Raw genomic sequence first — 14,194 nt, forward strand, 5'->3', positions numbered from 1 at the left:
CCCCGGACAAGCGCTCGAACTAGCGGTGACGCCAGTCACCCCACCGCAAGCGCCGGGCCGCCCCACAGGGGCGGCCCGGACACGACGAGGCTTTGGTGCGAGCGCTGGCCTACTTGCCCCAGAGCTTCGCGAACTCCGCCTGGTAGTCGGTGACCGCCACGGGCGACGGGCTGTTCAAGACCTCGCTCGGGATCTTCCCCGGGAGGACGATGTACGGGTCGGCGTCCGCGTCGGACGGCTTGGTCGGCACGCCGGCCAGCGCGCGCACTGCCGCATCGACGCCGTACCAGATGCCCTCGGCGCCTGGCCACACGTAGCCGGCCGCGAGCGGCGCCTCGCTGCTGTTGACGCGCTGGGCGCTGCCATCCCCCGAGCCGATCGCGCCCGCCAGCGCCTTCACCGAGCTCGGATCCTCACCGGCGGCTCGCATGGCGGCTCCCAGCCCGTTGCTCAGCGGGCCGTTCAGGATGTACAGGCCCTTGAGGTTCTCCTTGCGGATGAAGGTCACCATGTTCGGCACATAGTCCTTGGCCTGCGCGGCCAGCGTGATGTTCGCCGCGTACTTGCACGTCGGACACGACTTCTTGACGCCGCGCTCGGTCGCCAGCTGGTAGTCACTCGCCTTGGTGACCACGAGCAGCGCGGCCTCACCGACCGTCGAACCCGGGGGCACCATCAGCCCCAGGAGCTCGCCGGTCTTCTCCGCCACCTTGATCGTGTAGCTCTTCCCCAAGGGCTGGGCCACGATCCCCGGCACCGTCCCCGGGGGCTCGCTGGCGTAGAGGTTGATGACCGGGACGCCCTGCGCCTTGGCTCGCCCGATCGGCCCCGCCAGCGCCGTTCCGGGGAATGACACCAAGATGATCGCGTCCGCCTTCTGGCGAAGCGCCTCGTCGATGCTCGCCGCGAACGCCGACGTCGTGGCGCTGGTCGGCACGATCGCCGACGACGTCCAGCCCAGGACCTGCGCGGCCTGCCCCAGGATCTTCTCGGCAGGCTTCTGGTCGCCCAACGGGGGCGGGATGTAGATGACCTTCTTGCCCGTCGGGATCGGCTTGCCGACAGGAACCGTCACGGCGATGTGCGTAGGACGCTTGGTCAACGCCGCGATCTGCGCGGCGTTGTCTCCGGAGGCGGGTTGCGACGCCGCCGTGGCGTCGCCACCGCTGGCCCCGCTTCCGCCGCTGCTGCCACATGCGGTGACACCCACCGCCGAGGCGACGAGCGCGGTGCCGAGCGCAAGACGCGCACCGGACCGTCTCGAGCTGACCCATTCAAGAACGTGCACTGCCAACACTCTCCTCCTGTGCGCGAGCTTGCGTTCAGCTCGCTTGGTTGAGCGCTTGTCTACCGAGGCTCGACGGGGTGAGTGGCTTGGTGCCGTTTGAAACTAGCGGTGACGCCAGTCATCCCCGGGGCGCCGCAGCTGCGCTCGGGTCGGCAGCGAGGGCGCCGAGGGCAGCCGCGCCGTCGGGCAGCTCCGGGGCGATCCCGAGAAGGCCACCGTCGACCGGCAGGGTCACGCCCGTGATGAACGCGGCGTCGTCACTGGCCAGGAAGAGCGCCGCCGCCGCGATGTGCTCGGCAGCGCCCTGCTCCGGATAGGGCTGGATGAGGCGCAGAGCGTCACGCAGGCGATCACCGGCGTCGGGGAACCCAGCCTCCATCATCGGCGTCCGGATCCAGCCGGGCGCGATGGCGTTGACCCTGATGCGGTCTTGGGCGAGCGGCTGTGAAGCGCTCGCGGCGAGGTTCACGAGGGCCGCCTTGAGCGCGGAGTAGGCGGGCTGGTCGCCGCGGCCGCGGATGCCGGCCCCGGACGCCGTCATCAAGATGCTTCCGCCGCCTGCCGCGCGGAGCGCGGGAACGGCGTGCTTCATGCCGAGCAGCGATCCGCGGAGAACGACGGCCCAGACGCGGTCGAGCTCCTCGACCGAGGCGCTCTCGATGCCCCACGGGCCGCCGACCCCAGCGTTGTTATAGGCGATGTGCAGCGCCCCGAACTCGTCGACCGCTCGGCCGATCAACGCGACGATGTCGCCTTCACGCGTGACGTCCGTGCGCTGGAACACCGCCGTCCCACCGGCTGCGACGATCTCCTCGACGACCGCCTCTCCGGCGGCCTCCTGGATGTCGGCCACGAGGACCGACGCTCCTTCGCGAGCGAAGAGCCGCGCGCTGGCGCGGCCCATGCCGCTCGCTCCGCCCGTGATGTAGGCGGTCTTTCCGTCCAACTTCCCCATGCGATCCTCCCAGGCCGCGCGTGCCTTATTACACGCGCGCGTGACACGCTCGATGCCGTCAGCCGGCCGCGGCGCTGCCCTGCGACGTGCTTCCCCGCCGCCGCTTCGACGCGCGGCGGCGCGCGGCGAGGAGCCTGCGCTGGCCGCGAACCCGCTCGTAGGCCGCAAGCGCCAACGCGCCGATGAGGACCACGCCGACGAACATGTCACCGCCCCAGGGCTGAGCCCCGACCAGGATCAGCCCGGTCTTGCCGGTCCCCAGCAGGAGCACGGCGACCAGCGTGCCGGCCGCGTTGAAGCGTCCACTGCGGAACTGCGTCGCTCCGAGGAACACCGCCGCAAAGGCGTTGAGCAGATACGGGTTCCCGACGTCCGGCTGACCGACCTGCATCTGCGCGGTGATCAGGACGCCGGCGATGCTCGCGACGAGCGCCGACACCATGAGGCCGACGAAGCGCAGCCGGTTGGTGCGGATGCCGGTGAGCCGCGCCGCCTCGAGGTTGAACCCGGTGGCGAACATCCGGCGCCCCGTGGCCGTGTATTCCTGGAACACGTACAGGACGAGCCCCACGATCAAGAACATGAACGCGCACGTGGTGATGCCGCCGACGACGGAGGCGTTGGCGAGGTTGCTGAAGCCCGGAGCCGACAGCTTCGGCCCGTTGATCGGCGTGTAGTCGCTGATCATCGAGACGGCGGCCGTCATCAGCGAGCCGGTGGCCAGCGTCGCGATGAAGGACTCGATGCCGACGACCACCACCAGGGCCCCGTTGATGAGCCCGGCGAGCAGGCCGACGAGGATCGAGATCAAGATCGACGGAACGACCGGCATGCCCTTCTTGACCAGCAGCCAGGCGCAGACGATGCTCGCCAGGCCCATGATCGCCCCGATCGAGAGGTCGAACGCCCCCGCCGACAGCGGGATGACGAGGCTCAGCGCGATGATGCCCGCGATCGCGTTCTGGTTGACGATCGTCCGGACGGTGGTCCAGGTCGGGAACGTGTCGGGCGCCCAGACGGAGAAGACGACGATGATGATCGCGAACACGTAGAGCGCGCCGATGTTGCCGAAGGACAACTTGCTCGTCAGCGACCGGCGCGGAGGCTGTTCGATGTCCGGCACCGCGGGGTTCTCGACCGGTGACCCCGGGTCCAGCGTGACTGTCTGACTCATACGACCCCCTCCATTGTGTCCACCATTTCCGCCTCCGTGATACGAGCCCCGCGCAGCTCCGCCGCGGCGACGCCGTTGCGCATCACCAGCACGCGGTCGCACATGTGCACCAGGTCCAGCGCGTCCGAGGACGCGACGAGGACGGTCAGACCCTCGGCGGCCCTTGCCCGGATCAACTCATACAACGTGGTTCGCGCACCGACGTCGACCCCGGCGGTCGGCTCCGACAGCACGAGCAGCTTCGGATTCATGGCGAGCCAGCGGGCCAGCACCACCTTCTGCTGGTTGCCGCCGCTCAGCACGGTGATCGGGCTGCGCTCGGCGCTCGCACGGACGTTCATCGCCGTGAGCCATTCGCGGACGAAGCTGCGCTCGCGTCCGGGACTCAGCAGCGGGCCGCGGCGCAGCCGCCCAAGCGCCGGGAGCGACAGGTTCTCGAAGACCGCGAAGGGGGCGACCACGCTCTCGCGGGCTCGCTGCGCCGGAACCAGGGCGATGCCGAGGCCCGCCGCGCGCTCGAGCGTCATCGCTTCGAACGTCTCGCCGTCGACCTCCCACTCCGCGTCGATCTCGACGCCCGCAGCGCCGGCCACCGCGTACGGCAGCTCCTCACGGCCTGAGCCGAGGAGTCCCGCGACGCCGACGATCTCACCCTCGCGAAGCTCGAGGTCCACCCCACGAAGGTGCCGGCCGGAGATCTGCCGGGCCCGGAGCACGACGGGCCGGTCCGACACGGGCTCGTCGTCGGCGCGATCGGGAACGCCGGCGACCAGGTGGCTCCCGCCGGCGATCATGCCGGCCATCGTGCTCACGTCCATCTCCGCGACCGGGCCGCCGCCGATGATCTTCCCGGCGCGCATCACGCTCACCGTGTCGGCGATCGCCACCACCTCGTCGAGACGATGGGAGATGAGGACGACCGACACGCCCGTCGCCTTGACGTCGCGGACCAGGTTGTACAACTGGTCGACCTCGCGATGGGGGAGCGCTGCCGTCGGCTCGTCGAGGATGAGCAGCCCACGCCCCGGCGCGCCGCCCGCCAGCGCGCGGACGATGGCCACCGCCGTCCTCTCCACGGGGCTGGCGAGCGCCAACGGCACGTCGATGCTGACCCTGACACCGAACTGATCGAGCAGCGCCTGCGTCTGGCGACGCTGCGACCTCCAGGAGATGGCGCCGAGCCGGCCGCGCTGGTACCCCAGCCCCAGCGCGACGTTGTCGACGGCGTCCAGCGGCTCGATGATGCCGAGATCCTGATGCACGAAGCGCACCCCCGCCGCGTCGGCCGCGCTCCCCGATCCGGCGTCGATCTCCTGGCCGTCGACCCAGATCCTCGCGCCCGCGTCCGGCTTGTGGATCCCCGCCAGGACCTTGACGAAGGTCGACTTGCCGCACCCGTTGGGCCCGACCAGCGCGTGCACCGAGCCGGCCGCGACGTCCACGCCGAACTCGTCCAGCGCGACGACGCTCGGAAACGTCTTGCTCAGGTTCTCGATGACCAGGCCCGACGGACGGGGCGCCCCGGCGGCTGGCTCAGCGGTCGTCACGACGTCTGCGCTGGCCATGGGATGTCAGTCGCGGGCGAGGCGTTCGAGGTCGTCGGGGTTGAGCATGTCCGGGACGGTCCACCCGTCCAGGTCGTACTCGGCCATGGCCGCCTCGGCGTAGCCGCGGAGCTGGTCGCTGAGACCGCGCGCGTCGGAGAACCACCCGGCCTGGATGCGCGCGTCCTCTTCGCTGCCGGTGTAGCTCCGCTCATACAGCTCGTTGCGGCCGGCGAACTCGCTGCCGACGGTCTCCCACAGCATCTTGAGGGTCTTCACCCGGTCGACCGCGTCATGGCCGTTGGACCCCCGCAGGTAGCGGTCGAGCAGCGGTCGCAGCTCCGGCGTCTTGAAGTCCTTGGCGTGCCCGTTGAGGTAGATCAGGGAGCTGCCCAGCGAGGTCTGCACCAGGCTCCGGATCTGGGGCATGGCGGTCGACGAGAACAGGCGGTAGGCCACCGATGCGTCGAAGTCCGGCAGGACGTGGCCGTCCAGCCAGGGCTCCGGCGTCCGAGCCATGGCGGAGGAGAGGCTCCAGAACAGGTTCCGGTAGCCGATGATCTCGCCGACCTTGGCCTGGACGCCCCGGAAGTTGTCGGTGCCGTTGATGTGCACCGCCCTGAGCATCAGCCCCGCGATGAGGTCGATCTTGACGGCGAGGCGGGTGGCGCCGTGGAACCAGATCCGGTGCGCCTGGCCGGAGTTCGCGCCGGCCCACATGCTCGCCTTCTCGGTGTCGCCGTAGACGAGGACGTTCTCCCACGGGATGACGGCGCGGTCCATGATGAAGATCGCGTCGTTCTCGTCCAGGCGGCTGGAGAGCGGGTAGTCGAACGGGCTGCCGTGCAACGCCGCTGCGTGCTCGTATGAGGAGCGCGCGATGACCTTGACCCCCGGAGCGTCCATGGGGACCGTGAAGATGACGGCGAAGTCCTTCTTCTTCAGCGGCGCGCCCACGTACCCGACGAAGCAGTAGTTGGTCAGGGGGACGTTCGTCGCGACGACCTTGGCGCCCGAGATGATCAACCCGTTGTCGGTCTCGCCCTCGACGTGCACGAACACGTCACCGACCTCGTCGGCCGGAAGGTTGCGATCGACGGGCGGGTTGACGATCGCGTGCGCGACGTACGGGATCCGCTCTTGCATGAGCCGATGCCACGCCCGGGCGTTGTCCTCGTACGGGGAGAAGAAGTCGGCGTTGAGCTCCATCCCTCCGTACAGCCCCGCCTTGTAGTCGGGCGTACGGCCCATGAAGCCGTGCATCATCCGCGCCCATTCGGCGATGGCGGTCTGATCGGCCACCATGTCGTCGACGCTCCGCGCGGGGCGGAAGAACGGATGGGTGAAGCCACCGTTGCCGGTCGAGGTCTCGGCACGCAGGACGTCGGCCTTCTTGTCGTCCCAGAGCGCGTCGTAGAGACGCGCCGTCGACCGTGCCGCGTTCCGAAACGCCGGATGCTTCGTGACGTCCTTGACCCGCTCTCCGTTCAGCCACACCTCGCGGCCATCACGGAGGCTTTCGAGGTACTCATCACCGGTCATCGGCCGACGCGAGTTCAGGCGCGACCCCGATGCGTCCTCAGCAGTCGCAGCCGGATCTTCCGTCGTGCTCATCGCGTAGTGGCTCCTTCGTTTGGTCCTGGGCGGGGCTGCCACGAGACAGAACCCGGCGTTTCGCGGACCGTAACCGCGGCGGCGACGGCGGCATACGCGTTCCCCTCGGGGACTAGCGACACCGATGGCGAGACGCGCTGCGTCTCGCCCGCTACCGGGGGGTGGCCACGACGGCGCCGTCGACCGACTCGGCCGCGACGTCGGCCGAGAACGACCGCCCGCTGGCCAGGTGGTTGACGGCGATGTAGGCGAACGTGATGGCCGGCCCGATGGTCGCGCCGGGTCCCGCGTACGTGCGGCCCATCACCGACGCGCTCGTGTTGCCTGCGGCGTACAGGCCGCGGATCGGCTCGCCGGCCTCATCCAGTACTCGCGCGAGCTCGTCGGTGAGCAGCCCACCCTTCGTCCCGAGGTCGCCCGGCCAGATCTGCAGCGCGTAGAACGGCGCCTTGGCGATCGTGCCGAGATTGGGGTTCGGGGTGTTGGACGGATCGCCGTACCAGTTGTCGTAGGCAGTGCGGCCGCGGCCGAAGTCCTCGTCGATGCCGCTGATCGCCATCTCGTTGAAGCGCTCGACGGTGCTGCCAAGCCCCGTCGGATCGACGCCGATCTTCTGCGCGAGCTCTTCCAGCGATCCGGCCTTGGTGATGAAGCCGGACTTGAGCGCGGACCTTGGCGTCAGGCCCGGCGGAAGGGTCGCCATCGGGTAGCGGCGCCGATGGTCGGAGTCGACGATCAGCCACGCCGGGATCGCCTTGACGATCTCGTTTCGCTCGTACTGCTGGTGGCCGGCGTCGACGTAGGACTCCGACTCGTTCATGAACCGCTCGCCGGCCTCGTCGACGATGATCGCGTGCGGGAAGGAGCGTTCCCAGAGGATGAAGCTCGCGTGACCGGTCGCCGGGTCGACGAGCGTCGGTCCCCACCATGCGTCGTCCATCAGGGCCGTCGCCGCGCCGATGCCGATGCCGGCGCGAATGGCATCGCCGTTGTCGTCCGGAGGCGCGGAGGTCCAGTCGGCGCTGGCCGGCGCCGGATGGTACTTCGCGCGCATCTCGGCGTTCCTGGCGAAGCCGCCGGCGGTCAGGACGACCCCGCGCGTCGCCCGGACGCGCAGGAGCCTGCCCTCGTGCTCGATCACGCCGCCGACGACCTCGCCGTCTTCGACGATCAGCTCGACGAGCGGCGAGCTCCGCCAGACGGGGAGGTTGCGTTGGAGGTTGAGGAGCAGGAGCTGCGCCACGAGCGAGTGGCCGTTGGTCATCGGGCGCTGCCCGATCAGCCGGCGTCCGACCAGGCGGCCGCCGACGCGCAGCGCGGTCCGCAGGCCCTTCCCGGTCTTGACCATCAGCGCGAACGACGCCGCCTCGTTCGTGTACATCGGCAGCGGCGGGAGCAGGCTCAGGCGCAGGTGCTGCCGCCACTCCCCGAGAAGCTTGACGTCGAAGACCTGCGGCTCGATGCCGCGCCCCTCGGCCTTGCCGCCCGGCCGGTCGGGGTAGTAGTCGGAATAGCCGGTGGCCCGCCGCCACTTGAACCCGAGATCGACGAGGAACGAGATCATCTTGGGACCCTCCTCCAGGAAGGCCAGCTTGCGCTCTTTGGAGGAGGCCGGCCCTGCGTCCCCGATGATGTCCTCCATGTAGGTGAGGGCCTCCTCGAAGGAGTCCTTCAAGCCGTCGGCTTGCGTCACGACGTTGTTCGGGATCCACACGCCGCCACCCGAGTAGGCGGACGTGCCACCGATCTTGTCGGACTTCTCGACGAGCAGCGAGCTGAGCCCGTGCGAGTCCGCCGCGAGCGCGGCGACGAGCCCTGCCGCGCCCGACCCGGCGATCAGCACATCGACAGTTCGATCGAACTCAGCCACCCGAAATCTCCCCCTGTGTTCGTGGCGCGGCGCCGACACTACCACTAACCGGGCAGTCGTGCCCGTTTCTTGCGCTCATCATTACCATTCCCTGCATATGCCCACCCCCGGCAGCGAACGTCCGAGGCGTGCCGACGCCATCCGCAACCGCGACGCCATCCTCGTCGCGGCTCGCCAGGTGTTCGCCCGCGATGGCTTGGACGCGCCGCTGGACGCGGTCGCGCGCGAGGCCGGGGTCGGCCGCGCCACCCAGCACCGCCACTTCCCGACCCGCGAGAGCCTGGTTCGCGGCATATTCGACGACAACATCGAGCTACTCGACAAGATCGTTCGAGAAGTCGAGGACCCCGCGGACGCCTACGTCGTCGGCGTCTTGGCCACCACGCAGATGATGGCTCACGACCGAGGCTTCGTCGACGTGTTCCAGAGACCCGGCGCCGAAGACGACCTCAAGGTCGAGGTCGGAGACAAGTGGCTGAAGGCGCTCGCCGAGCCGCTTCGCCAGGCCCAGGCCGCAGGACGCGTACGACCGGACCTCCGGCTGGAGGACAGCCTGCTCCTCATCCAGATGATCGCCGGCACGGTGCACGTGCAGACGGACCGGCTCGACGAGCGCGCGACGCGGGCGATGGTCCTGCTGCTCGAGGCCATCGCCGACGCCGGCGCCAGGGGCACGCTCGACCGTCGGCTGGTCTGGCCGGCCGAGCTCACGAAGCGCTCCGGCGGTTGACGGGGTAGTCGTGCCAGCGCGTGCTCTCGCTGAGCGGCACGCGCGGCATGTCGATGTTGTTGACGGGAGACGCGTCGTCGGCGTAGCCGAAGGAGATGCCGAACAGCAGCCGGTTGTCCGCGGGTACCCCTAGGACTTCGCGCACGGTGTCGGCGAAGAAGCCGAGGATCGCCTGAGGACAGCTGCTCACGCCGTGCGCCGCCATGGCCAGCATCAGCGTCTGGCCGTACATCCCGACGTCGTTGGCCATGCGCTCGTTGGCCTTCGGAGACATGAACAGCAGCACCGCATGGGGGGCGCCGAAGAACCGGAGGTTGTCGAGATACCACGCGTTTCGTCCCTCCGTGTCGTCCCGCGCGATCCCGAGCGCTTCGTACAGCCGCTCGCCCATCGCCTCACGGCGCTGGGAATGGCTGTCGGTGTACATCTCGTCGCTGTTGTGGAAGTCGATCGAATAGCGACCTTCGGTCATCGCGGACACCAGCGCCTCGCTGAGCCGGTCGCGGGTCGCGCCGGCGACGACCTCGACGAGCCACGGCTGCATGTTGGCGTTCGACGGCGCGTAGCGAGCCAACGTGAGCATCGCCTCGAGGTCGTCTCGTGGCACCGGATCGGGCCGGAAGGCACGGACCGAGCGCCGCGACCGGATGAGCTGCTCCGCGAGGTTGCGCATGGGCATCGTCGTCGACATCCGGCGCCACCGTAGCTGCCGCAGCATCGGCAGCGGCAGCGCTGCTGCGTCGACCTGTCGCCTTCGCTAGCGCCGCCGCGGGATGCGCCAGGCGGAGCCCGTCGTCCTGATAGGAGGACCGCCGTGCTCAACGTCGCGATCCTCGACGACTTCCAAGACGTCGCTCGTTCGATGGGTCCCTGGGACCGCCTGATCGCCGCCGGCGAGGATCTGCGCCTGAGCGCCTTCAACGACCACCTCGAGGGCGTCCCCGTCCTCGCGGCAGCGCTGCAGGACGCGGACGTGGTGGTGGCCATGCGCGAGCGGACCGCGCTCGGAGCAGAGCTCTTCGCGCGCCTGCCGAAGCTCGCGCTCGTGGTGACCACGGGCCACGCCAACGTGGCCATCGACGTCGAGGCCGCCTCCGCGCACGGCGTGCTCGTATGCGGAACGGCGGCTGCGCCGGGCCAGGCCGCGTCTCCCAAGAGCTCGAGCACCGCGGAGCTGACATGGGCGCTGGTCCTCGCGCTGATGCGCAACGTCCCCCACGAGGATCGCGCGTTGCGCGCAGGCCGATGGCAGACCACGATCGGAACCGAGCTCAACGGGCTGAAGCTCGGGGTGGTCGGGCTGGGGCGCCTCGGGACGCAGGTCGCCCGCTTCGGGCAGGCGTTCGACATGGAGGTCTTGGCCTGGAGCCAGAACCTGTCGCCGGACGCGGCGAGCGCGGTGGGCGTCCGCGCTGTGAGCAAGCACGAGCTGCTCAGCAGCTCCGACGTGGTGACCGTCCATCTCGTTCTCAGCGAGCGCACCCGTGGGCTCATCGGCGCCGACGATCTCGCACTGATGAAATCGAGCGCGATCCTGGTCAATACCTCGCGTGGACCGATCGTCGACCAGGACGCGCTGGTCGATGCGCTCAACCACGGCCAGCTCGGCGGAGCCGGTCTCGACGTCTTCGACCAGGAGCCGCTTGCGGCTGATCATCCGCTCGCCACGGCCCCGCGCACGGTCCTCACGCCGCACATCGGCTTCGTCACGCGCCAGACCTACGAGGTCTGGTACGAGCAGGTCGTGGAGGACATCCTGGCCTGGCGCGCAGGTCGTCCGATTCGCGTGATCGAGACGCCGTGAGCGCGCGGCGCTCGCGATCTCATGACGCTGACGCTTGCGCCAGTCCTGGTCGCGGGCTCGTAGCGCCGCAGTGCCTGAGCCGGTAGATCACGGCCATGACCGGCAGCGTGCTCTCCGCCTCTGACGTAGCTGAAGCACCGCTCGCGTTCGACCCGTTCGTGCCGCGACGCATCCTCGTGGTCCTTGACGGCTCGCGGTCGTCGTGGGCCGCGCTCGAATGCGGAGTGGATCTCGCTCGCTCGCGAGGGTGCTCGCTCACGTTGATGGTGGTTCCTGCACCCGCCAAGCGTCTGCTCGTCCTGTGGGCCTCCGGCACCGCCGTCGCCGTCGTGACACGCGTCGAGGGCGATCACGACACGTCGGCGCACGCACGGCAGATGATCGCTCGTGCGCGTGGGAGCGTGCCGGCCGGCCTCGACGTGGCGATCCGTGTCGTGCGCGGTGATGCCAGCGGTGCGATCTGGAACGACCTCGTCCTCGGCAGCCATCAACTGGCGATCGTCGGGCGCACCGTCGGACGACGCCTGGCGCGACGCCGCCTCCGTCGGGCGCTGCTCCGTACGACCGCGGAGCTGACGCCCGTCCTGGTGCTCTCGTCGGTGCCCGCCTGAGGGCTCACACAGCCTTGAACCCTGTCACTCGTCTCGAGAAAGCAGACATGTCCGACACGCAGATCCACACAGAACCGCTTATCGATCCGATGGCCGAGCTGCTCGCCAAGCAGGCCATCACCGAGCAGCTCTACGCCTACTGCCGTGGCATCGATCGCATGGATCGAACGCTGACGCGCAACCTGTGGCACGCGGACGGAACGGCGGACTACAGCCCCCACTACCGCGGTGACCCGGACGGCCTCATCGATTTCGTGTGGGCGAGCCACGAGGCGTTTCTCGGTCACGTCCACCACATCACCAACGTCCTGATCGAGCTGTCGACACCCGAGACGGCGGTGAGCGAGGCCCAGGCGATCGTCTTCCTGCGCGAGATGACCGGGCGCACTCCGCACGTCTTGAGCATCCGCTACATCGACCGCTGGTCGTGCCGCGGCGGGTCCTGGGCCGTCGACTCCCGCCGGCTCGTGAACGATGTCGCGATCCAGCTCGAGGTGCTGCCGGCGCCCGGCAGCACGTCGGACTCGCCGGCTCGGCGCTCGCCCGAAGACCCGTCCTACGCGGTGTTCCAGCGGCGGTTCCGTGGCGATGCCTGATGGCGACTATGTCCCGACCGGCCCGCCGATCACCGGGTCGCCGTGCGCATCGAAGGAGAGGATCGCGGTCTCCTTCCACGGCGGCGTCTCGAGCCGCAGCGACACCAGGATCTTCTGGTAGCTCCACTTCATGACGTCCAGGCAGATCTCCGCGATCTGGGCATCGTCGAAGTGACGATGCAGCTCCTCGGCAAGCGCATCGTCCGCGAGCGACGGCGCCAGGATGATGGCGTCGGTCAGCCGGAGGGCGGCGACCGCGGCGCCGGAGAAGCCGCCGGTCTCGTAGCGAGCGATGCTCGCGGCCATCGCGTCGTCGAGCCCTGCGTCGAGCGCGTCCTGCATCCGCATCGAGCGGCACAGACGGCAGTCGTGGACCTGTGCGCAGCGCAACCGCACCAGCTCCGAGATCAGCGGGTCGACGCGGTCGGCGAGGATGACGGCCCGGGTGAACGCAGCCATCGCCTCGTCCAGGGCGCCGCCGACGAGGAAGTCCGAGCTCCCGGCGTCGATGCGAGAGCCGGGCGCGCTCATCGCAGCACCCGCCCGGCGACGAGCTCGACGCGGCGCGTCATCTCCCGCACGTAGAGCGCGCCGATGAACCCGTAGAGCTCCTCGGGGGAGAGGTGCTCCAGCAGCGCTTGGACCTGCTCGTCGGAGACGTCGCCGACCGAGGTCACGAATTGCTCGGTGAACTCGAGCGCGGCGACCTCGCGCGCGTCGAGCTCCGACGGGATGTCGTAGGACGCGCCCTGCAGCATCGTGTCGGCGCACGTGACGCAGAGCGCGAGGAGCTGGGGATCGGTCACGCCCGAGGCGACCGTGTTCAGGTGCGCCAGCCGGGCGGCGCCGTCGGGATGCAGCTCGCGCAAGCGCTCCAGCGTGTCCATCGGCTCTCCTTCGTTCGGGAACCCGGGCCGTGGTACCTCGACCGTAGAGCTCCGTGGCGCGAGAGGGAACCCCGAGGCAGCGCGCGCTGTCGGCTCCGCCAGGTCTTGGCCCGCGGGATGTCCCGCCGGGAGCTCTCGAACAGGCGTAAAGTTGCGCTGAGCGGGCGCATCATGAGTAGGAAGGGCGGACCAAGAATGACCAGGACTGTTTCCCGCCTGATCGCCACGGCCGCGGCCGTGGGGCTGTGCGCGGTCGCCGTCGGGGCCTGCGGCAGCTCGAGCAAGAGCTCGAGCTCCGGATCGAGTGTGCCGGCACAGACGAGCACCGCCGGCTCGTCGGCGTCCGGCGTCGTCGCCGCGCTTGCCTCCAAGGTGCCGGCGGCGGTCAGGAGCAAGGGCACGCTCACGGTGGGCGCCGATGCCACCTATCCGCCCAACGAGTTCATCGGCTCCGACGGCAAGACCGTCGAGGGCATGGACGCCGACCTCGCCAAGGCGCTCGCCGGCGTCCTGGGCCTCAAGGCCGACGTCAAGAACGCGACGTTCGACAGCATCATCCCGGGTCTGGCCGCCCACAAGTACGACCTCGGCATGTCGTCGTTCACCGACACCAGGGAGCGGGAGAAGACGGTCGATTTCGTCACCTACTTCTCGGCCGGGACCTCGTTCTACGTCAAGGCGCAGGGAGGGCTGACCGTCAATACGCTCGCCGACCTCTGCGGCAAGACCGTTGCCGTGGAGAAGGGGACCACGCAGCAGGCCGACGCCGAGGGCCAGAGCAAGAAGTGCAGCGGCGGCAAGGTGACCGTCCTGACCTTCCCCGATCAGAACGGCGCGAACCTCGCGCTCTCCAGCGGGCGCGCGCAGGTCGGCATGGCGGACTCGCCCGTCGCCGACTATCAGGTCAAGAAGTCCAGCGGGCAGTTCAAGCTCGTCGGCCGGCCCTACGGCACCGCGCCGTACGGCATCGCGATGGCGAAGGACAGCGGCATGGCGCCGGTCGTCAAGGCGGCGCTGCAGGACCTGATCAAGAACGGCGCGTACATGAACGTCCTCGCCAAGTGGGGCATCACGTCCGGCGCCATCAAGACGCCGGTGATCAACGGGGCCATCAGCTGAGA

14 protein-coding genes are annotated in these 14,194 nt (G+C 69.4%); 5 read left to right on the plus strand and 9 right to left on the minus strand.

Annotated features, from left to right (window positions below):
• Nucleotides 1-109 precede the first annotated feature (109 nt).
• The 6 genes from VK501_RS11345 to VK501_RS11370 all read right to left on the minus strand — a co-directional run bounded on the left by VK501_RS11345 (nucleotide 110) and on the right by VK501_RS11370 (nucleotide 8,445).
• Entirely contained in the window at nucleotides 110-1,075 is a 966-nt protein-coding gene (locus VK501_RS11345) for a substrate-binding domain-containing protein (RefSeq protein ID WP_324337523.1), read from the minus strand.
• 331 nt (nucleotides 1,076-1,406) lie between these two features.
• Nucleotides 1,407-2,234 (minus strand): SDR family NAD(P)-dependent oxidoreductase, encoded by an 828-nt coding sequence (locus tag VK501_RS11350; protein ID WP_324337524.1) that lies wholly within the window; start codon nucleotides 2,232-2,234, stop codon nucleotides 1,407-1,409.
• 67 nt (nucleotides 2,235-2,301) lie between these two features.
• Entirely contained in the window at nucleotides 2,302-3,417 is a 1,116-nt protein-coding gene (locus VK501_RS11355; RefSeq protein ID WP_324337525.1) for an ABC transporter permease, read from the minus strand.
• A complete protein-coding gene (locus tag VK501_RS11360; RefSeq protein WP_324337526.1) occupies nucleotides 3,414-4,982 on the minus strand; it encodes a sugar ABC transporter ATP-binding protein in 1,569 nt (522 codons plus the stop codon). The genes VK501_RS11355 and VK501_RS11360 overlap by 4 nt, the downstream gene beginning before the upstream one ends.
• Before the next feature lie 6 nt (nucleotides 4,983-4,988).
• A complete protein-coding gene (locus tag VK501_RS11365; protein ID WP_349260995.1) occupies nucleotides 4,989-6,575 on the minus strand; it encodes a 4-hydroxyphenylacetate 3-hydroxylase family protein in 1,587 nt (528 codons plus the stop codon).
• A gap of 151 nt (nucleotides 6,576-6,726) precedes the next feature.
• A complete protein-coding gene (locus VK501_RS11370) occupies nucleotides 6,727-8,445 on the minus strand; it encodes an FAD-binding protein (protein WP_324337528.1) in 1,719 nt (572 codons plus the stop codon).
• A 97-nt stretch (nucleotides 8,446-8,542) separates the two neighbouring features.
• On the opposite strand from VK501_RS11370, the gene VK501_RS11375 reads away from it, so the two are divergent.
• Nucleotides 8,543-9,175 carry a helix-turn-helix domain-containing protein gene (locus tag VK501_RS11375; RefSeq protein WP_324337529.1) on the plus strand — a complete coding sequence of 211 codons (633 nt, stop codon included), beginning with the start codon at nucleotides 8,543-8,545 and terminating at the stop codon, nucleotides 9,173-9,175.
• On the opposite strand, the gene VK501_RS11380 is transcribed toward VK501_RS11375, so the two are convergent.
• On the minus strand, nucleotides 9,153-9,866 hold the full coding sequence (locus VK501_RS11380) for a nitroreductase (RefSeq protein WP_324337530.1): 714 nt from the start codon (nucleotides 9,864-9,866) through the stop codon (nucleotides 9,153-9,155). The two genes, VK501_RS11375 and VK501_RS11380, sit on opposite strands and share 23 nt — an antisense overlap.
• 171 nt (nucleotides 9,867-10,037) lie before the next feature.
• Here VK501_RS11380 and VK501_RS11385 point away from each other — a divergent pair, with 171 nt between their 5' ends.
• The 3 genes from VK501_RS11385 to VK501_RS11395 all read left to right on the plus strand — a co-directional run bounded on the left by VK501_RS11385 (nucleotide 10,038) and on the right by VK501_RS11395 (nucleotide 12,186).
• Nucleotides 10,038-10,979 (plus strand): D-2-hydroxyacid dehydrogenase family protein, encoded by a 942-nt coding sequence (locus VK501_RS11385; RefSeq protein ID WP_414641170.1) that lies wholly within the window; start codon nucleotides 10,038-10,040, stop codon nucleotides 10,977-10,979.
• Nucleotides 10,980-11,074: 95 nt separating this feature from the next.
• Nucleotides 11,075-11,590: a universal stress protein gene (locus tag VK501_RS11390; RefSeq protein ID WP_324337532.1), complete on the plus strand. Its 516-nt coding sequence runs from the start codon at nucleotides 11,075-11,077 to the stop codon at nucleotides 11,588-11,590.
• Between the two features lie 47 nt (nucleotides 11,591-11,637).
• Nucleotides 11,638-12,186, plus strand: a complete 549-nt coding sequence (locus tag VK501_RS11395; RefSeq protein ID WP_324337533.1) for a nuclear transport factor 2 family protein — start codon at nucleotides 11,638-11,640, stop codon at nucleotides 12,184-12,186.
• 6 nt (nucleotides 12,187-12,192) lie between these two features.
• Here VK501_RS11395 and VK501_RS11400 read toward each other — a convergent pair whose 3' ends face one another.
• Complete coding sequence (locus tag VK501_RS11400) at nucleotides 12,193-12,717, minus strand: hypothetical protein (RefSeq protein WP_324337534.1); 525 nt, start codon at nucleotides 12,715-12,717, stop codon at nucleotides 12,193-12,195.
• Nucleotides 12,714-13,073: a hypothetical protein gene (locus VK501_RS11405; RefSeq protein WP_324337535.1), complete on the minus strand. Its 360-nt coding sequence runs from the start codon at nucleotides 13,071-13,073 to the stop codon at nucleotides 12,714-12,716. Before VK501_RS11405 ends, VK501_RS11400 begins: the two co-directional genes overlap by 4 nt.
• A 195-nt stretch (nucleotides 13,074-13,268) precedes the next feature.
• Between VK501_RS11405 and VK501_RS11410 the strand changes: the two genes are divergently transcribed.
• Nucleotides 13,269-14,192, plus strand: a complete 924-nt coding sequence (locus tag VK501_RS11410; protein ID WP_324337536.1) for an ABC transporter substrate-binding protein — start codon at nucleotides 13,269-13,271, stop codon at nucleotides 14,190-14,192.
• The last annotated feature ends 2 nt before the right edge of the window (nucleotides 14,193-14,194 follow it).

It is taken from the genome of Baekduia sp. (assembly GCF_035318805.1).
Classification (GTDB): Bacteria; Actinomycetota; Thermoleophilia; order Solirubrobacterales; family Solirubrobacteraceae; genus Baekduia.